This is a genomic window from Salinimicrobium flavum, assembly GCF_042684505.1.
GTDB classification, from domain to species: domain Bacteria; phylum Bacteroidota; class Bacteroidia; order Flavobacteriales; family Flavobacteriaceae; genus Salinimicrobium; species Salinimicrobium flavum.
Genome location: NZ_JBHULT010000005.1, coordinates 49,931 through 70,261, shown reverse-complemented (window position 1 = coordinate 70,261; position 20,331 = coordinate 49,931). Strand labels below are relative to the sequence as shown.

Here is a 20,331-nt window from a genome sequence, read left to right as displayed (position 1 = left end):
AATCCTTTTACCGATCTTTTTTCATGACCTGACATTTCTCATCGTTTTAAATCTACTGAATGAGTAATTTTTGGATATAATATTTCAGTTAACCTTTAAAAAATTACTGTGATGAGCGCTGTCAAAAAATTGAGAAAAAATCATTTTTTACAAGTAGGAAATGTTTCCCGTTTATTGATAATTTTTCTGTTGTTGTGGAGTTCAGATGCCCTGGCTCACTGCGACAGGGAAAACGGGCCGGTGGCAATGGCTGCAAAAGAGGCTTTAAAAACCGGAAATATGGATAAGATCCTTATCTGGGTGGGCGAAGAACAGGAGCAGGAGCTTCGGGAAAAATATCAGCAAAGCCTGGAAGTTTACAAGAACGGCGGAAATTCTGCTGAGCTGGCCCAAAGGTACTTTATGGAAACGGCGGTACGACTGCACCGTGCTGCAGAAGGAATGCCTTTTGATGGGCTGAAGCCCGCCAGTCCCAATCCTCCCGACATAGAAGCGGCAGAAAAAGCGCTGGAAACAGGTGATTTTGAGCCGGTAAAAGAGCTGCTGTGCAGTGCCCTGGAGAAGGAAAGTTTGAACTGGTTTGAAAAGACAAGAGCTGCAGCAGGAAATAAGGAAGAGAATATTGCCGCGGGCCGGGAGTGGGTGGATAACTATGTTAAGTACATTGTCTATATCCATAAACTATATCAAACCATCCAGGCAGGACCTCCCCATGGAGTAGATTCACATTAGCTTATTTCTTCCGGTTTTCTAACGGAAAGTATTCTGTGACCTTTAATGCTTCGGAAGCAAGGTCGACATAAAAGTAGTATGGCTTTCCACCGGGATCGAACCTGTCATTAGCATTTCTATCCTCTGTGCTTCTAAAGTACAGGCGGTTCATTGCCTGAAGTACATTGTATTCCTGCAGCACCTGGTCTGCCGGACTAATCTTTCTAAGGTCACTACCATTGATCCCGCTTATGTACAGGGCTGTATGATCATTGGAATTCAACTTCCCGTCTGCATTCGTGTCTATGTCAACAATTTTGTAAAGAAGCAACTGCTTGCCGGTATTGTCGAAGATCTCCCGAAGGAATTCAACCGACAGGATCCTCACGTCCTGATCTGTAAGCCCGGTGAATTCTTCTGAATTAAGCTCCTGGAATCTCAGGTTGGTGAAATTCCCGTAGATCTCATCTCCCACAGACGTGCTACCCGAACTACCGCTACTTGAACCGAAGTACCCTCGTTCCCTTACCTCAATTTGCCCCACCGGGTGAATGAGGTAATTGGTACTGTCAATATGTACCGGAAGATTGGCAATCAAAAGGTTTTCGCTGTTGTTCTCTTCAGGTGTTCCCGAAGCAATGGGCCGTTGAATTTCATCAACGCAGCTAATGCAAAGCAGGCATAAACACAGAAAGGATAAGATTTTTTTCATTTTTAGAAAGGAGTTGTTTTTTAAACGTTTTGACAGAAGCAGGCACAAAGTCAGGAGACTTTGCGGAGTCCGGTGTCATATTTAGAAGGAATTATATTAATTGTTTGATTCTACGGTTTTAAGGATTCTACCATCCTTATGTTTCCATTCTGTCAATCCATTGGCACTTCTTCCCATTACAATAGCCGCTGCTGCCGACGGACTAGAAAATAAATAATCTTCCCTGAATACTAATTTCCCATTAACCTCAACTATTATTCGGTCGTCAATCAAACTTTGTCTCATTTTGATCCAATTCTCCGGGAAGGAGTTTGTCAGAGAATTGGCTATTTCTGAATCTTTTAGAACCACAAATCCTTCGTTAGTCAATTGACCTTTGGAGTTGGCACCTCTTGCTGCATTAATGTAAAAAGTATTTCTTACCTCCTCTTCAAAGGTTTGGTGCTTTCTGAGCTCTTCAAATATTTTATAACCCAGAGCATTCACCAACAGTTTAATATTTTCCAGATACTCTTCCATCTCTGCCTTGTCAGATTCTGAAATGGTAGATCGCGGGGGCACATTGCCATTTTCCAAATCATACCGATTAACTTTTACGGCAATCTCGTGTAGTCTACTTTCTAAATATTTAATGTGCGCTTTGTTAAGGTTTTCATCCTTGCTCACAAAGATTAAGGCCTCATTCCAGAAGTCTTTTTTCGATAAATGTTCATTAAGTCTTCTGTAAATTCCTTCTGCTTCGCCTATGTAGGCCAGCTCTTTATTTTCTGATTTGTCAGATTTTCCAAATAAAATATAGATTCCAGTATTTTCCAACTCCGGTCGATCTGAGGACTCTTTTATCTTCTTTCTTGGGATCTTTAATGCTTTCCCGGTCCAGTTGGATAATTCGCACGTCATTCTACCATTAGGTTCCCCGTCTACCAAAAAGATCTTAATTGTTTTCCCGAAATTTTTCATGAATTGCTAATGCTTTTAAACCGATTGTTATATGTTAGAAAAAAGAATAGTTTTCGAAATACCTGTCTATATTTTCTTTTTCCAAGCAACAATTTTGTTTCCCGTTTTACTCATTACTGGTTCTATTAGACCCTTGTCTCTAAGATCATAAAAATGTCTTTTCATTACATTTTCTGATTTTACTCCTGTTATTTCCCTTGCTTGTCTGTTTTTTATTTTTTCATTTATCTGTAAAAATTCCATTATTCTCTCTTCAGGTGATGCTAAAGATGTATGAGCGATAATTACCTTTATATAATTTCCATCCTCCACAATTTTTGGTGGTTCCAAACGAAATTCTTCCATTCTTTGAAAAGCAGTATTCAAACCTTCCCCCATATCTTTATTAGCCGGATTTTTATACTTATTCAAAACACGGACAAGTTTAGAATTGCGCGAAAATCGAGCGTCCAAAATATTATCAATAGTTACGTAGCCTGGTAATTTGCCCGGACTTTTGATCTCAATTCTGTTGTTAAATATTAAGACTTGTATGTCATCCGATATTGAATAGTCTCTGTGGATTACAGCATTAACCAAAATTTCCCAAATTGTCTCTGGAGGATATTTAACTTTCTCCAAACCTTTCGCCCCCATTATTTGAACTGATTCCATTATCCTAGTAATAATTTCAGATGATTTCTTGATTTGTTCATTTAAACACCCTTCGATCGAATACTGATCTTTAAGATGTTCACGCTCAGGAATTTCTTCCGATGTTTCATATCTGTTTATTTTAATACCACATCTCTTTGGTAATAGGGGTATAGGATTATCGCTAAATAACAAAATCCCTGCTGTTCGAGGATCATAAGATTTTCTATCGACCAAATTTTGGTTTACGGTGAAGCCAATAGGATCAGATTGTGGTGAATAGTCATCGAGAAATTTGATGATCTCTTGAGATTCAAAAATATCCTCAGCAAATGCAGAGTTGACAATCGTGTCCTCGTAAGATGATTCTCCCTTTGCGTATGACAAGGCTTGGATTTGAGTTGGATCCTTTATTGGAAGAGATTGAGCTGATTTCCTTATATAAACCGTATTGTTCGCTGTTTTATGCACGGCTTCACTCTTTTCTATAGTAATTCTAAGGGCATATTTTCCAAGTTGATCTTTTAAAAACTCATAACTATGCGGAATTGTCGGAGTTAGTTGTGTCAGATTTTGGAACACGTGATTAAAAGCCTCTATGTCTTCAATCCCTTGCCATCGCTTTATAGGGTCTTTCTCCTCTTTTTTATCTTTAATTCCAATAATAAATTCCCCACCGTCTGCGTTCGCAAAGGCTACCGCTATTTTTTGAATCTTATCTCCTTTTAATTTAAATGCTTTGTTATCATAAAAATGGCTCTCATCCCTGTTTGCAAGCTTGGCAATTTCATGGTTCGATAATATTCTTTCTTTCATAGATTATGAATTAATTCCTAATACTATAGGAGTGCTCCTTTCATTAATTGTGTTTAAAAAAACTATTCTTTTCTTCCGCTCCATCAAGATCTTCAGAATCCGAATGAATTTTTCCCTGATTCTGGGAACGGCATAAATTTCGGCCAGTGCTATTTTTCCTGCTGTCGTTTCATAGAAGCATAGTACAGCTTCTTTACCTCCTGTTTGTTCATCTGTTGAGAAATATAGCGTTCGGTGAGATTATACGATTCATTGCTGATGGGGCTCCAGTTTCCGTTGATATAGTTTCCATGATCTCCTCCAGTCGTTCATAATCAATGAAGTTTGAATCTGATGGTAATCCAAAAGCTGGAATTTATTTATTGCGCCCAATTTTCTAGCTTGATCATTAAAAGTTCAAAACTCCAGAAAATAATTAAAAGGTAGGGATTTGTTAAAAATAACATAAATTTCCTACAACGAAGGTTTGTTTACAAAAAATTTTTATGGTTACAAGGTGAATAGCGGTTTTCTTGAAGAAGAACCTAATTTATTATAATTCCTATGTTAACTTCTTCTGCTGTTCTATTTAAAAACTGGAAAGAGAATTGTATTCACTTGATTAATCAACCAGAAATCAATTAATAATAACCTACAGGAAATGCAATTCCAATTGCCGCAACTCCCGCGTATTGTTCCGGGCTGGTATGAAAATACCAGGTTAACTCAATGCTCACATTGTGGCTACGGCCCAGTGCCAGCCCTATAGAGAAAGGAATGTGTAGAAAAGCCCCGCTCTCTTCAAACTTCATATTATCAGTTACAGTTTCAAAGGATCCAAAGGAACCCCCTATTCCTAATTCCAGGTAAGGTGCAATCCAGGGAACAGGAAGAGTAAACCTGGCTTTACCACCAAAAAGAAAGGCGTTAACAGTTGCTTTATCCTCCGGTTTAATAGATCCGCCAAAATTTTCATTCATCTTTGTCCCTATATACCCCGCGTATGGTCTAAGATCGACCCATTCATTAATACCAAGTACATATTCACCCTGCGCATAAAATCCTGAGCCGTAGAAACCCACTTCCTCATAGGGTACACTCAATCCATAACCTATAGAAACATCGATAGCTTCTTCTGAAATGAATTGTGCCTGCACCCGGGTTAAACCAAAAATGGCAAGTAATATCAGGAGAGTATTTTTCATGATGGTGAAAACGATTATTTCAGCAGCTCACAGGCTTTTGGGGGAAGGGGAGATGGAGCAACTATAGCCCGAAAATATGAAATTTTCTTATTTTTTTAATTACTTCAGGAAAATTAACAAGAACAAACCCTTTCCGCAGTATAAAAAAATCAAGGGCTGCCCGTAATTGAAAATTGTGTATAGTAGAAAAAAAAAGGCTTATTTATTCAACAATTCCCTGATCATCTTTGGAACTTCTTTTTCCGGAGAGGGGAAATTATGCAGTTCCTTATTCTTATAAATGTTGAAGGTGGATTTCGCTATCAAATTCTCCCCATCGGGAGATATGAAGGCAATTTCCAGCTTGTCCAGGATCTTCTTGAAATCCCATCTCCAGGTATCACTGTATTGTACTATGAAATCAAAACCTTCGGGTACATCTCCCTTTTTTCCAATTACCGACCGGATCCCGTGTTTTTCCAGTTCCTGCTTGATCACTTCATCTGTATTGCCAATCACTTCGCTCTCTTCAGCGGGATCATCTTCAGGCGGGAGGTATCCAAAAGGAGTGATTTTTCCGAATTTGAAATGTATGTATTGAGAATTCTCTGTGGAAATGATATAAGCTTTCCTGAATTCGGGATTCGCCGGACTTTGATATCGGGCGGTTTGAACTGTTCCTGCACAACCCGATAAAAACAAGATCATTAACAGGAAAAAGATTCTCTTCATTTTTAGTTTTTTTTACGGTCAATTTATTCCAACAGGAAAGGAAAGTCCCACTGCAGCTGCACCGGCGAATTGTTCAACACTGTTGTGATAATAGTAGGTAAACTCCAAATTAACATTGTGACTGGGTCCCAGTTCTATTCCCAGGGAAAAAGGGATATGTACAAAAAGTCCGCTGTCTTTTATATCTGTATATAGGGTAACGGTTTCAAAAGATCCGGCAGACCCTCCGACTCCCACTTCCAGGTAGGGTGCTACCCAGGGAATAGGCGCAGTAAGCCGTGTTTTTCCTCCAAAGAGAAAGGCATTTGCAGTTGATGTATGGTTTTCAGGGTTGATCAAAGGATCCCTTTCACTCATCCTGGTAAGGACCACACCTGCATATGGTCGAAGGTCGATCCACTTGTTCAGGCTTAGCACGTATTCTCCCTGTGCATAAAATCCCCTGCCGTAATAATCTACTTCTTCATAAGGTGCACTTAGCCCGAAACCTATTGAAACATCGATGGCTTTTTCTTTATTCTGGGCCTGAACCCCGACTGAGCCTAAAAAGATCAAAATTAATGTAAGTGTCCTTTTCATAATGGGGAAAATTCAATGTGAACTTTGTTGTTGATATTTGACTTCATTTATATAATTCGGGCGTTACAGAAATTTCCGTGACAAACTCGCTGTACTTATCGTAGTATTTATAGTCCAGCGTAATATTGTTATCCCGAAAGATTTTGAGGTCAGGACTGTTTTTGACATTTTCGACCACAGCCGGTCTTATGTACTTGTTGACGGTATCCAAATTCACTTCAGATCTTTCCATGTCAAATAAGGTGTAGTAGTAAATAAGGTTCGTTTTTCCTTTTGAGGCAGCACTATCCAGTCTTATATACTGGTCGATCTGCATAGGGGTTTGTTTGTTTAATTCCAATGCAACTTCCTTTAGTTCTGATTCCAGGTCTGGTTTAAAAAATTGTTGGGCTCCGAAAAAGAATAGAGCAAAGAATATTGCTCCCACCCCGAATCCGACTAAGGTTCCTTTTTTTGATTGGTCTTTTTTCATATTTAATTGATCGTTATTTTAAGGTATTCGGCAATTGTAATAGTGCAGGTTCCCTGTATATTCTGAAAAAACAGAACCGCAGTTTTTTAATCCCGAAGTTGATTCAACCAGGATTGAAAACACCGACAGGCGCAACTATTAAAATCATCGAAGAAACGGTTGTTACTTAGCAGCTCAACCGATTTTTTGTAGGGTATAAAGGGATGTGCAGCGTAGAAACTAAATTATAAAATTTTCTTAAAATTTGAGAAAAAAATGAGGCACCATCGTAAAAAATTTCTCCTGTAAATTGCTGCGGAAATAGGTTACCCCCATTCATTCATAAATTTACCAGATCCATCCCTTCGGAAGCCCTATCCTATTCCCCGAAAAATCCCTTATATTTAGCGCTCTTAAAATTTTAACTCAATTGAATTTATGGCCTATAAAAACCTGTTGGCATTAGTGCTGCTAATGACTGCCCCCGTTCTGTTCGCACAGGAGGAAGAAAAAGAAAAGAAAGAAGAAGAAAAAAAGTGGGATGTTAATGATCCCTATACTGCTGACTGGAACATCAAGGAGGTGCCCCTTAACACCACCGAAGGTACCTGGATGAACCTGGACGTAAGCCCCGACGGGAAACAGATCGTTTTCGACCTGCTGGGAGATATCTATATCATGTCCGTAAGCGGCGGGAAAGCCACTTCGCTTACCAACGGAATGGCATACGACGTACAGCCGCGCTTTAGCCCCGACGGGAAAAGGATCGCCTTCACCAGCGACGCCGGCGGAGGAGACAACATTTGGGTGATGGATCTGGACGGCAGCGATGCCAAACAGATCACCGAAGAGAAATTCAGGCTGCTTAACAATGCAGAATGGACTCCAGATGGAAATTCCATCATCGCCCGTAAACACTTCACTTCGGGCCGGTCCCTTGGAGCCGGTGAAATGTGGCAGTACCACCTGGCAGGAAAAGCCGGGCTGCAGCTCACCGAGAGAAAGAATGATCAGCAGGACGTTAACGAGCCCACCATTTCGCCTGATGGCCGCTATTTATATTACAGCGAAGACATGTACCCGGGGGGAGCTTTTCAGTATAACAAAGATCCCAACAAGCAGATCTACGTGATCAAACGTTACGATCTGCAAACGGGTGAAACCATCACCGTAACCGGTGGTCCCGGCGGGGCTGCAAGGCCGCAGATCTCTCCGGAAGGCGATAAACTGGCTTTCGTGAAGCGTGTGCGCACAAAATCTGTGCTTTACCTGCACGATCTAAACACAGGCGAAGAATGGCCGGTGTATGATGAGCTGAGCAAAGATCAACAGGAGGCATGGGCGATCTTTGGTGTGTATCCCGGTTTCAGCTGGATGCCAAACAACAAAGACATCGTCATCTGGAGCGAAGGCAAGATCAAAAAGATCAATTCCGAAAACCTGGAGGTTTCAGAAATTCCTTTTTCCGTAGAAAATACGATCCAGATCGCGGAAACGCATAAGGCTAAGACCGATGTATTTTCCAAAGAATTCAACCCAAAAGTGATTCGTCACGCGGTTACTTCTCCCGACGGAAAGACCCTGGTGTTCAACGCCGTGGGTTACCTGTGGAAGAAAGACCTGCCAAACGGAAAACCTGAAAGGATCACCAAAGACGACAATTTCGAATTTGAACCCGCATTTTCTCCCGACGGAAAGGAAATCGCATACGTGAGCTGGACCGATGAAGGGATGGGCAAACTGAGAAGAGTAGGCTTGAACGGCCGAAACCCTAAAAGTCTAACCACCGAAAAAGGTATTTTTCGCAACCCTTCCTGGTCACATGACGGGAAGAAGATCGTGTTTGTGAAGGAATCAGGGAATTCAGACATGGGACAGAGCTTCTCCAAGGAGCCGGGGATCTATCTCATCAATGCCGATGGCAGCAACCTGGAAAAACTTACGAAGAGTGGGGACAACCCAACCTTCAGCAAAAATAATGACCGCATCCTGTTCCAAACCGGGGGAACTTTCTTTGGAAGCCTTACCAAGAGCCTCAAGAGTGTGGACCTCAACGGGCAGGACGAGCGCACGCATATCAATTCAAAATACGCGAACCACATTGTGCCGAGTCCCGACAACGAATGGGTGGTTTTCACTAATCTTCACAAGGCCTATGTCGCGCCTTTCGTGATGACCGGGAAACCCATTGACCTCGACAACAAAACCAAGACGGTGCCCGTGACGCAAATCACCAAAGATGCCGGGATCAACCTGCACTGGTCTAATGACAGCAAGAACGTACACTGGACGCTGGGAGACGAATATTTCACCAATAAAATTGCTGAAAAATTCACCTTTTTAGAGAACTCTTTGGATTCCATTTCACCTATCACCGAAACCGGGATCAAGGTTGGCCTGAAGGTAAAAACTGATGTTCCCGAAGGGCAGATCGCTTTCACCAACGCCCGCATCATTACCATGAACGGCGATAAGGTGATCGAAAACGGAACCATTGTCGTGGAAGGCAACAGGATCATTTCTATTGGAAATGCTTCGGAAGTTGAGGTGCCAAAAAAGGCAAAAGTGATCGACGCTACCGGGAAGACTATCATGCCGGGAATCGTTGACGCGCACGCGCATATTGGAGCATTCAGGTATGGCCTTACTCCGCAGAAGCACTGGCCGGCTTATGCCAACCTTGCTTTTGGAGTGACTACCGCGCATGACCCGTCGGCTTTGAGTGAAACTGTCTTCGGAATGGCTGAACTTTTCAAAAGCGGTGAAATGGTAGGACCAAGATTGTTCTCCACCGGGATCATTCTTTACGGCGCCGATGGGGATTTCAAAGCCGAGATCAACAGCCTTGATGACGCTAGATCTGCTTTGAGAAGAACCAAAGCTTTTGGAGCGAATTCGGTTAAGAGTTACAATCAGCCGCGCCGTGAGCAGCGTCAGCAGGTGATGCAGGCCGCGAAGGAGCTGGACATGAATGTGGTGCCAGAAGGTGGAAGTACTTTCTTCCACAACATGAACATGATCGTGGACGGGCATACCGGGATCGAACACAACATTCCGGTAGCACCGGTTTATAAAGATATCAAGACCCTGTGGGGAAACAGCAACACCGGCTACACCCCTACCCTTATCGTGAACTACGGCGGAATTAACGGAGAATATTATTTCTATCAGAATGACAAGGTTTGGGAAAACGAACGCCTGCTGAATTTCACTCCGCGGGGCGTAGTTGATTCCCGTTCCAGGCACCGCACCATGCTACCGGAAGAGGAATACGAACACGGACCTGTACTGGTTTCAGAAACCGCGAAAGAATTATCAGACATCGGGGTAAAGGTGAACCTGGGTGCCCATGGACAACTTCAGGGGCTTGGTGCCCACTGGGAGCTTTGGTTGCTTCAAATGGGCGGCATGACCAACATGGAAGCTCTAAAAGCAGCTACCATCAACCCTGCAGGATACCTCGGAATGGAAACCGAGATCGGTTCCCTGGAAGAAGGAAAACTCGCCGATCTTTTGGTGTTGGAGGAGAATCCTTTGGAGGACATCCGCAATTCCGAAACAATCCAATACACCATGATCAATGGCCGACTTTACGACGCCCAGACCATGAATGAGGTTGGAAATGATCCAAAAGAAAGAGGGGAGTTTTATTGGGAGAACAATAAGTACAATTCTTCTTTTGACTGGCATTTGGAAGGACAGACTCATGGAGGGTGTATGGCTCATTAGAAAGGTATATTGTATAATGTATAATGTATAATTTGCTTACTCAGACGCGGGAGTAGACTGGAAATTAGAGTCTGGAGGCTATGCATTATTGAGATTGAGTAAAGCCGAAATCCTGGAGGATTTCGGCTTTTTCTTTGGGCTAAAGCCCTGTTTGTTTTTTTAATCTCACCCCCCGCCTGAAGGCGGGGGCAATTTAGGCAGGAGAAATTCAGACTTGGGGCAATTCACAAGATCATTGAAATTCCTCGGGCTTAAGCCTGAAGCTTAATAAACCAATTTTGTTTTAGCCTAAATAGGGAAATTGTTGGCTGAACATTGAATCGCCTCCGGCTTCAGCCGGAGGATAAAAATAAGATAGGAAAGAAGGGCTTTAGCCCAAACTCCTGAAAAATGTACCTTTGGATCCATTTTTGAATATTGAATATTGAATCTTGAATCTCAAATGCTCCAAACGGTAGTCCACTACTTCCTTCACTTCATCTTCATTGGTGTCATCGCTTACTGGTATGACAGGAAGAACTGGAAGAAAGGCTGGCTCATTTTACTGGCTACCATGCTGGTGGATGTAGATCATATTGTGGCTGATCCCATGTTCATGGCAGATCGCTGCGGCATAGGTTTTCATCCCCTGCATTCGGAATACGTGATCCCGTTCTATTTTTTGGGAGCAATATTCCTCCGCAGATCTGTTCTGAAACTCGTGGCTATTGGTCTGGCCTTTCACATGATCACAGACAGTATTGATTGCTTCTGGATGTATGCAAAATGTGCCGACTGCAAACTTTCGGCTGTATTCAATTCTTTTTGATCAAACCGGAAAACCAGTGGATCTTTCCGTGGAAATTATGCTGACACCTGCAGGAGCTTCAGAAAGAGTGTTTTCACAGATCCTTCCGAAGAAAAGACCATAACTATCTCCACCCTATTCCTCAAAATAACGGGAAACCCTTTTAATTCATACCTGAATTCTATTATATTTACCTCGGTGAAGTTTTTCACCAAATCCAAGGACCAAAATCTATCTGAACATGCACGTAGCCATTGCGGGAAACATCGGTGCGGGGAAAACTACCCTCACAAAACTATTGTCAAAACATTTCGGCTGGGAAGCCCAATATGAAGATGTACTTGAAAACCCTTATCTCGAGGATTTTTACAACAAAATGGAGCGCTGGTCCTTCAACCTTCAGATCTACTTTCTGAATAGCAGATTCAGGCAGATCCTGGAACTCAGGGAGAGTGGAAAAGCGATCATCCAGGACCGAACCATCTATGAGGATGCCCATATTTTTGCGCCTAACCTGCACGCGATGGGCCTCATGACCAACCGCGACTTCGAAAACTATAAATCCCTGTTCGACCTGATGGAGAGCGTGGTGAAAGGACCCGATCTCTTGATCTACCTGCGCAGCAGTATCCCAAACCTGGTCTCGCAGATCCACAAGCGCGGCAGGGATTACGAGAACTCCATTTCCATTGACTACCTGAGCCGCCTTAACGAGCGTTATGAAGCCTGGGTGCACCATTACAATAAAGGAAACCTTCTCATCATTGATGTAGACAACATTAATTTCGTGGATAACCCTGAGGATCTGGGGAATATCATTACCCGAATTAACGGGGAACTCCACGGACTTTTTCAGTAGTCGTAGTACTGAGTATTGAGTAATTAGTATTGAGAAGTTAGACGATAGACTTGTTTATTGTCTATGGTTTATGGATCAAAAAGACGGTTTAAAGGGTTTTACCGCCAAATACTTTCCTCGACCACTAACCGCTAACTGATAAAATTTCTCTTGATTTTCACTTCCCCATATATTAACTTAGTAGGGATCAACCGTCTATATCCCGCTAACGAAATATGGAATCTCAAAGACTGAAGAGACCTCGCCACAAAGGTTCCCCCAGGCTGTTCAAAAACCCTTTTCTGGAAAAGTTAACGCATACGCATATTTCAGCACCACTCATCATCTTTGGAGCCATTGCTTTTGTGCTTATTTACTACGGAATGGTGGAAAAAGGATTTGAAGTTCCTTTTATGCTGATGCTGTTCCTGGCCGGGATGTTCTTCTTCACCTTCGTCGAATACCTGATGCACCGCTACCTGTACCATATTCCAGCAACCTCTGAAAGAAAGAAAAATCTTGCCTACACCATGCACGGGGTGCACCATGATTTTCCTAAGGACAAATCCCGGCTGGCCATGCCACCGGTGCTCACTCTCCTTATCGCTACCGTACTCTTTATCATTTACCGGGCGGTACTGGGAGATTTGGTGTTTGGATTCCTGGCTGGATTTTTAGTGGGATACTCCGCTTATCTCGCTATTCATTATTCGGTACATGCATTCAGAGTGCCTAATAACTTTCTGAAGATCTTGTGGCATCATCACAGCATTCATCACTACCGGGAACCCGACAGGGCTTTTGGGGTCTCCTCTCCCCTGTGGGATCATGTTTTTGGGACGATGCCAAGAAAGGCACCGGTAGAGCGAAAGAAAGGATATATTGATTAGACGGTTGCGAGTTCTCTGCTGTGGGTTGCTTGTTCTGTCAAAAGAGGGTTTTAGATACCGTTAATGGTCATTATTACTTGAAGCCGATTGTCAGACTGAGCCCGAGCGGAGGGAGGACAGGTCGAAGTCGTTTCTTTGCAGGCCTATTTATCATTCTGTTTCCTGTTGCGATGTTTAGAATATGCCGATTTTGAGCCCTCGGTTGTCAGCGGTTGGGGGAGTTCATTAATTTTCATGAATTTTTAATTTTTAAATACCTCATACACAGTATTTAAATAATTATTAACTTACAGACTCTCCCCCCGGGAAAGTGCTCATTCCAACTCCGCGAATTTTGACTTTCCTTCTGTTTTGGTTATAAATCAATATCTATATATTATGAGAAGTTCAATAACCGTCAGCTTTTTACTTATTGGATCATTCCTGTGGGCACAGGTCCCGGTAGAACCACCAAAAGCCCCGCCAAAGGTGGTCACCAATGAATATCACGGGGTTACCCTGGAAGATCCTTACCAATACATGGAAAACCTTGAAGATCCGGAAGTATTGAACTGGTTAAAAACCAATACCGCTTATTCCGAAGCAATTCTGCACAGCATTCCCGGGAGGGAGACTATGCTGGAGAAGATCAGAGAGCTGGACAGTCGTAGAGAATCCCGGATATCCAATGTCTCCATCACAGATGATGATGTTTATTATTACCTGAAAACCACTCCTGATGATGAGACAGGGAAACTTTTTTACCGGAAAGGTTTTAAGGGTGAAGAAAAATTACTTCTCGATCCCCGCAAGTATGGGGAAGATCCTGAAAGAATGTATTCTATCCTGAGCCTGAAACCAAACGAAAAAGGTGATCTGGTTGCGGTGAGACTGGCAGCAGATGGTTCAGAAAACGGGGAGCTGGTCGTCCTGGATCAAACAGGAAAGCAGGTGGGAGAAACCCTGGAACTGGTAGAAGTTTTTGATTGGGTGAGCAACGAGCATCTGACCTATACCAAATTGAATTCCGAAGAAATTGCAGATGTAAACAGGCAATTGAACCTGAAGGTTTACTGGCACGAATTGGGGACACCCGTTTCTCAGGATAAAGTGGTCTTTTCCGCAGAAAATAATCCGGAGATACCAATGGAGCCTGCCGAAATTCCTATTGTAATATATGACAGGCACATAGATAAAGCTATTGGAGCCGTTGTTACGGTAGATAATGCAAGGAAAGCTTACATGGCCGAAGGAGATCTTCCAAATCCAGACTCCTGGAAGCAGCTAAGCACACAGGAGGACAAGGTTACAGATTTTGTAACCTCAAAAGATGCCGTTTATTACTTAAGCTTTAAAGATGCTCCCAATTTTAAGATTGTGAAAAGCAGCCTGGAGGAGCCGGAATTTTCAAAAGGAAAGGTGCTTATAAAAGAACCTGAAGCCGGTCCTATTCAAAATATGGCGATCACCAAAGACGGATTATTCTATTCAATTAAATCCAATGGGGTACAGTCAAAATTGTTTTTCCTGCCTCACGGGAAATCTTCATCCCGGGAAATTGAACTTCCTTTCACTGCAGGTTATCTGGGAATGAATTCCAAAGGCCCGGAGTTCAGTGATATCTGGGTGGGAATTTCCGGCTGGACTTCTCCTCCCAAACGTTACAAATATGATCTGGCCACAGATACTTTTGAACTGGAAATGTTATCTTCGCCTGCTGAATATCCTGAACTTGAAAACCTTGTGGCTAAGGAAATTACAGTGACTTCCCACGACGGCGTAAAAGTGCCGGTGTCCCTCATACATCATAAGGATATTAAGCTGGATGGTCAAAATCCCGTTTTTATGTATGGATATGGTTCCTATGGAATGTCCACCGGGCCGTTTTTCAGTCCGCTCCTTATGCTTTATACCACTTACGGCGGTGTATTCGTTGTTCCCCATGTAAGAGGAGGGGGTGAATTGGGTGATGCCTGGCATCGTGCAGGTCAAAAACTGAATAAACCCAATACCTGGAAAGATGCTATCGCCACCGCGGAATATCTTATAAAAGAAGGCTATACCAATCCCGATAAACTTAGCATTGCAGGAGGAAGTGCCGGAGGTATTTTTGTGGGAAGAGCTATCACTGAAAGACCTGATCTTTTCGCGGCCGCCATTCCTCAGGTGGGAGTAATGAATCCCGTAAGAGCAGAGGAAACTCCCAACGGTCCCGTGAATGCTCCCGAATTTGGAACCGTCAAAGATCCTGATGAATTCAGAGGCCTACTGGAGATGGACTCCTATCACCAGCTTGAAGATGGCACAAATTATCCCGCTACCCTCGTTACCGCCGGAATAAACGATCCACGGGTCATCGCCTGGCAACCTGCAAAATTTGCTGCCCGCATGCAGGTAGCAAATGCCTCAGATAACCCCATCCTGTTGCATACAGATTTTAGCACGGGACATGGCATTGGCGATCAAAAGTCAAAAGCATTTGAGAATTTCGCCAACATGTTCTCCTTTAGCCTGTGGCAATCAGGCCATCCCGATTTTCAACCGGAAGTAGCGATCAAGGATTAGTGAGTGATTGATGATGGGTTTAGGTTAACAGAAAGAGTTGTTTTCATAAGAGGTAGATTGCCGTGGTCGCCGGTTGGCTCCCTTGCAATGACGTATTGATTAGTATTCCGATTAGTAGGCAGTGCGCAGTTTGAGTTCTCAATTGACAGTGGCATTTGTTTTCATCCCAGACACCCGCCTCTCCCCAAGGGAGAGGAGCTGGAGCAGATCATCTTTTTTAACTCCATCTCCTTTGGAGAGAGTTGGGGAGAAGATAAATAAGAAAATTTACCCTTCAGACAGGGAGATTGCCGCGGTCGCTCCTGGCTCCCTCGCAAAGACGTGACTAATAGGCCGTGGTAAACTTAGAAGGAGATAGGAATAAAATATTTTCCACATACCACACGGAGGAAAATGAAGACACAAAGAGATCTGAGGAAAGCCGTAGGATCAACGGGAAAAAAGGGTAAATATCCAGGGGAGCTTGTCTGATGGCAGGCTGTAGTCGCCTTTCTGCCCCCTACCCAACAGTTTCCACTCTAGACACTATACGCGAACTCGTTACTCGTAACTTAAAAAGATTCCAGGCACTAAATTCCAAAGAATACCCCGGTAACTGAACCCATAACTCTTAACTATTAAACCTTATTTCCTAATCCTTATTCATTGAATAAACCCCTGTTCCCTCGCGTGCTCCTCTGCTTCTCTGGAGGTTTTAACCATGAGGACCGGTACTGTTTCAAAATTATCGACAATACTTTTCACCCGCTCCATTCTTTTGCGGTGTTTGACGCTGCGCAGGTAGATGGCCAGGATACGGTCAGGGTACTGAGCAGCCATATCTGTATAAATAGCGGGATCGTGCTCCCCGCTGTCTCCTATCAAGATGAATTTAAGGTGTGGATAGGTCTTCAGAATGTTGATGATCTCCTTTTGTTTATGAGGTTTTTCAGGCTTTAGGGACCGGTCAAAAGGAGTCCGGAAATCCCGCAATAAAATAGGACCCTTTGGAAAATCATTGATCTCCAGGAAAAGTTTGAGGTATTCATACAGATTCCAGGGGCTGTTACTAAGATAGAATACAGGATTCTGTTCATTCCCTTTCTTTCCTTCATGAAGGCCCCGGTAGAATTTGGGGGAACCTTCAAACGAGATCCTGCTGTGAGCATGTTTAAAAAGGGAATTTTTGAGCACCCTCCACTTCAGAAAAGAGGTCACCCCGGTCCTTAAAATGGTATCGTCAATATCACTTATGACCCCAAAGCTGGCTTTAACCGGCAGTATAAGAAGTTCGGTGTCAAACTCATTATTGTGGGAAATGATACTGTCACCAACCTGATTTACAAACGCGACTTTCAACGGTACCCAGCCTTCTTCATCTGCAAATTCCTTAAGGTTAAGGGAAATGGTCTTATCAAACAGGTAATAACCCTGATTATTGGTCTTTGTGGTGAGCACGGTACCGTTAGGGAGTTGCAGAGCTACCCCGGCTCCTTTTATCTTGTGACTGTCAAACTGTTTATAGGTATTGAGTAGGGTCCTGAAGACCGACTGGTCTTCGTACATCTTGAGCTTATCATCATCAAGAGCCCTTCCCAACAAATAGAGGTGGGTATGGGTTCCATAACTGCGGTAGGCGGCAAGCTTGACTTCGGGTTTTGCTGTTAAATGGTTCTTGAGTTTGCCTAAAATTCTCTTCATGAACAGTTGGTTAACATGCTATTTATAAGCATCTCACATTGCATGAAGTTACATTATAAAATGAAAAATCCCCTGCACTTGCAGGGGATTTAAATATATTTTAGTAAAATACCTGTTATTGTTCGCTTTCAGGAGCTGTTCCTGCTTCCGGCGTTGTTTCTGTTGTCATTCCGGATGCTGCTGCCGCTTCTGCTATCTTTTCCGCAGTAATAAGGGCATCATCTACAGTTTCAGAAACCTCTGCAGGCTCTTCTATGTTTATAGTATGAGTTACCTCATCAATTTCCGGTGTAATGGCTACTGCCATATCCTCTCCCAAAATTGGTGCGATCACAAGTCCGATCAAACAGGTAAGCTTGATAAGGATGTTCATTGACGGTCCTGAAGTATCTTTAAAAGGATCCCCCACGGTATCACCGGTTACGGCAGCTTTATGAGCTTCAGATCCCTTATAGGTCATTTCACCATTGATCATTACCCCGGCTTCAAAAGATTTCTTGGCGTTATCCCAGGCTCCACCGGCATTGTTCTGGAAAATAGCCCAAAGCACACCACTTACGGTCACCCCGGCCATATATCCACCAAGCATTTCGGCGATAAGACGATTTTCATATCCAAGACCCATTGGGATTAGTACAATAAGGATAGGGAAACCAATGGTTAGTAATCCCGGTAAAAGCATTTCGCGAAGCGCCGCTTTGGTAGAGATCTCGACACATTTGTCGTATTGTGGTTTTCCTGTTCCTTCCATGATTCCGGGAATTTCGCGGAACTGGCGTCTTACTTCATTCACCATTTCCATAGCTGCTTTTCCTACCGACTGTATTGCAAGGGCAGAGAAAACAACAGGGATCATTCCTCCCACGAATAGCATGGCCAGAACGGGTGCTTTGAAAATATTGATCCCGTCAATTCCTGTAAAAGTTACATAGGCAGCAAACAGGGCAAGAGAGGTTAGCGCTGCCGAAGCGATCGCAAATCCTTTTCCGGTCGCGGCAGTTGTGTTTCCTACGGAATCAAGAATATCTGTTCTTTCCCTTACTTCTGAAGGAAGTTCGCTCATTTCAGCAATCCCTCCCGCGTTATCGGCGATAGGTCCAAAAGCATCAATAGCCAGCTGCATGGCAGTGGTTGCCATCATGGCTGAAGCTGCAAGTGCTACCCCGTAGAATCCGGCAAAAGCATAAGAAGCCCAGATCGCGATGGCGAAAAGAAGTACAGAATAGAAAGTGGACATCATTCCGGTAGCAAGACCGGCAATAACGTTGGTTCCGGCACCGGTGCTGGAATTTTGTACGATAGAAAGTACCGGCTTTTTACCAAGTCCGGTATAATATTCGGTAACAGCAGAGATCACTCCTCCTACCACAAGTCCTACTAAAGTGGCATAGAATACTCTCATGGAAGAGATCTGTTGTGGACCTTCCCCGAAGAATTCCATTTGCATGGTTTCCGGCAGCATCCAGGTCACCAGGAAGAAAGAGGAAATAGCCACAAGTACGATGGATACCCAGTTTCCACGGTTAAGCGCCGATTGTACCTGAGCCTCCTTAGCTGAATTGCTGCTGATCTTTACCAGCATAGTTCCCAGGATAGAGAAGATGATTCCGAAACCGGCGATAGCCATTGGCAGCAGGATTGGCCCTATTCCGCCGAAACCTTCAGAAATAATATCCCCGCCCATGTCTTTGATCACATAGTTACCGAGTACCATTGCGGCAAGAACGGTAGCCACATAACTTCCGAAGAGGTCAGCTCCCATCCCGGCAACATCACCCACGTTGTCACCTACGTTATCTGCAATGGTAGCAGGGTTACGCGGATCATCCTCAGGAATTCCGGCTTCCACCTTACCCACAAGATCAGCACCAACATCGGCAGCTTTGGTGTAAATACCACCACCCACACGGGCGAACAAAGCAATAGATTCAGCCCCAAGGGAGAATCCGGCAAGGGTTTCGAGAACGATGGTCATCTGGTGAACATCTGTCCACTCCCCGCCCATGAAATAATGGAAAAAGATGATAAAGAAGGTGGTCAAACCTAGTACGGCAAGTCCGGCAACACCAAGACCCATCACAGTACCACCACCAAAAGATACTTTTAGCGCCTGAGGCAGGCTGGTCCTTGCGGCCTGAGTGGTACGAACATTAGTCTGGGTTGCGATACGCATCCCGATATTTCCGGCGAAAGCCGAAAAAATAGCCCCGAATATAAAGGCTACAACAATTAGAATATGTGTGGTAGGAACTATAAAGGAAATTCCTGCCAGCAGAATACTGGCCACGATAACGAAAATGGTAAGGATCTTATACTCGGCGTTAAGGAAGGCCAGAGCTCCTTCGTAAATATGAGAGGAAATATCTTTCATTTTTCCATCTCCCGCGTCTTGCTTCAAAACCCAGGCGCGTTTCGCCCACATAAAAATGAGCCCTATGATTGCCAGAATGGCCGGCAACCAAATCATCAATGATTCCATAATTTTTTGTTAATTATTAGCGGGCTAAAGTTAACGAAACGTTATAAAAGAAAAAAGCAATAACTGTAAGGTTATTGCTTTTATTTAGTAAGGAACAGGAGGATGTTATTCGATCCCGAAATTTCCCTTTTCGCCGTTACTGTCTTTGTATCTTTTAATACAATCTTCAATGATCTGCTTTGCTACATTCACATCACCCCAACCTTCAACATCTACTTTCTTTTGTTCAAGATCCTTATAAACCTGGAAGAAATGCTCAATCTCTTTAATAAGATGGGCATTCACATCGCTCAGGTCATTATGCTTGTTCCAAATGGGGTCTGACATTGGAACACAGATCACTTTTTCATCAGGTCCTTTTTCATCGGCCATGTGGAAAACGCCAATAGGCTTAACCTCCATAACACACCCAGGGAAAGTAGGTTCTGTCACCAGTACCAGCACATCAAGCGGATCACCGTCAAGAGCAAGTGTCTCGGGAATGAACCCATAATCTGCCGGGTACATCATAGATGAAAAGATCATCCTGTCATACCTCACCTTTTTTAGTTTAAAATCGTATTCATACTTGTTTCTGCTTCCTTTGGGGATCTCGATAAGAACGTCAAATGTTTTACTCATTATAAT

General features: G+C 43.4%; 16 protein-coding genes. 6 read left to right on the top strand and 10 right to left on the bottom strand.

Going from position 1 to position 20,331, the window contains the following annotated elements; translation table 11 throughout:
- Positions 1-111 precede the first annotated feature (111 nt).
- Positions 112-732 carry a DUF6448 family protein gene (locus tag ACFSTG_RS00830; protein ID WP_380747512.1) on the top strand — a complete coding sequence of 207 codons (621 nt, stop codon included), beginning with the start codon at positions 112-114 and terminating at the stop codon, positions 730-732.
- Position 733: 1 nt separating this feature from the next.
- Here the strand turns inward: ACFSTG_RS00830 and ACFSTG_RS00825 are convergent, their stop codons facing one another.
- The 7 genes from ACFSTG_RS00825 to ACFSTG_RS00795 form a co-directional block, all read right to left on the bottom strand.
- Positions 734-1,423: a hypothetical protein gene (locus ACFSTG_RS00825; RefSeq protein WP_380747511.1), complete on the bottom strand. Its 690-nt coding sequence runs from the start codon at positions 1,421-1,423 to the stop codon at positions 734-736.
- Positions 1,424-1,519: 96 nt separating this feature from the next.
- Positions 1,520-2,383 carry a GIY-YIG nuclease family protein gene (locus tag ACFSTG_RS00820; protein ID WP_380747510.1) on the bottom strand — a complete coding sequence of 288 codons (864 nt, stop codon included), beginning with the start codon at positions 2,381-2,383 and terminating at the stop codon, positions 1,520-1,522.
- A gap of 66 nt (positions 2,384-2,449) precedes the next feature.
- Entirely contained in the window at positions 2,450-3,832 is a 1,383-nt protein-coding gene (locus tag ACFSTG_RS00815) for an ATP-binding protein (protein WP_380747508.1), read from the bottom strand.
- A 620-nt stretch (positions 3,833-4,452) separates the two neighbouring features.
- Positions 4,453-5,016 carry a hypothetical protein gene (locus ACFSTG_RS00810; protein ID WP_380747506.1) on the bottom strand — a complete coding sequence of 188 codons (564 nt, stop codon included), beginning with the start codon at positions 5,014-5,016 and terminating at the stop codon, positions 4,453-4,455.
- 198 nt (positions 5,017-5,214) lie between these two features.
- Positions 5,215-5,727: a hypothetical protein gene (locus tag ACFSTG_RS00805; RefSeq protein WP_380747504.1), complete on the bottom strand. Its 513-nt coding sequence runs from the start codon at positions 5,725-5,727 to the stop codon at positions 5,215-5,217.
- 18 nt (positions 5,728-5,745) lie between these two features.
- A complete protein-coding gene (locus ACFSTG_RS00800) occupies positions 5,746-6,306 on the bottom strand; it encodes an outer membrane beta-barrel protein (protein ID WP_380747502.1) in 561 nt (186 codons plus the stop codon).
- A 43-nt stretch (positions 6,307-6,349) separates the two neighbouring features.
- Positions 6,350-6,778: a hypothetical protein gene (locus ACFSTG_RS00795; protein ID WP_380747500.1), complete on the bottom strand. Its 429-nt coding sequence runs from the start codon at positions 6,776-6,778 to the stop codon at positions 6,350-6,352.
- A gap of 417 nt (positions 6,779-7,195) precedes the next feature.
- Here ACFSTG_RS00795 and ACFSTG_RS00790 point away from each other — a divergent pair, with 417 nt between their 5' ends.
- The 5 genes from ACFSTG_RS00790 (at position 7,196) to ACFSTG_RS00770 (ending at position 15,545) form a co-directional block, all read left to right on the top strand.
- Positions 7,196-10,486, top strand: coding sequence for an amidohydrolase family protein (locus ACFSTG_RS00790; RefSeq protein WP_380747498.1), 3,291 nt, complete (start codon positions 7,196-7,198; stop codon positions 10,484-10,486).
- Between the two features lie 442 nt (positions 10,487-10,928).
- Entirely contained in the window at positions 10,929-11,294 is a 366-nt protein-coding gene (locus ACFSTG_RS00785; protein ID WP_380747497.1) for a DUF6122 family protein, read from the top strand.
- Positions 11,295-11,514: 220 nt separating this feature from the next.
- Complete coding sequence (locus tag ACFSTG_RS00780; RefSeq protein ID WP_380747495.1) at positions 11,515-12,132, top strand: deoxynucleoside kinase; 618 nt, start codon at positions 11,515-11,517, stop codon at positions 12,130-12,132.
- Positions 12,133-12,347: 215 nt separating this feature from the next.
- Positions 12,348-13,001, top strand: a complete 654-nt coding sequence (locus ACFSTG_RS00775) for a sterol desaturase family protein (protein ID WP_380747494.1) — start codon at positions 12,348-12,350, stop codon at positions 12,999-13,001.
- Positions 13,002-13,379: 378 nt separating this feature from the next.
- Positions 13,380-15,545 carry a prolyl oligopeptidase family serine peptidase gene (locus ACFSTG_RS00770; protein ID WP_380747492.1) on the top strand — a complete coding sequence of 722 codons (2,166 nt, stop codon included), beginning with the start codon at positions 13,380-13,382 and terminating at the stop codon, positions 15,543-15,545.
- 642 nt (positions 15,546-16,187) lie between these two features.
- Here ACFSTG_RS00770 and ACFSTG_RS00765 read toward each other — a convergent pair.
- From ACFSTG_RS00765 to ACFSTG_RS00755, 3 genes are all read right to left on the bottom strand, one after another.
- Positions 16,188-17,225, bottom strand: a complete 1,038-nt coding sequence (locus ACFSTG_RS00765; RefSeq protein WP_380747491.1) for an App1 family protein — start codon at positions 17,223-17,225, stop codon at positions 16,188-16,190.
- A 115-nt stretch (positions 17,226-17,340) separates the two neighbouring features.
- Positions 17,341-19,704, bottom strand: coding sequence for a sodium-translocating pyrophosphatase (locus ACFSTG_RS00760; RefSeq protein ID WP_380747489.1), 2,364 nt, complete (start codon positions 19,702-19,704; stop codon positions 17,341-17,343).
- Between the two features lie 105 nt (positions 19,705-19,809).
- The gene (locus tag ACFSTG_RS00755) at positions 19,810-20,325 is read right to left on the bottom strand and encodes an inorganic diphosphatase (RefSeq protein WP_380747487.1); all 516 of its coding nucleotides are present in this window, start codon (positions 20,323-20,325) and stop codon (positions 19,810-19,812) included.
- Positions 20,326-20,331: the final 6 nt, after the last annotated feature.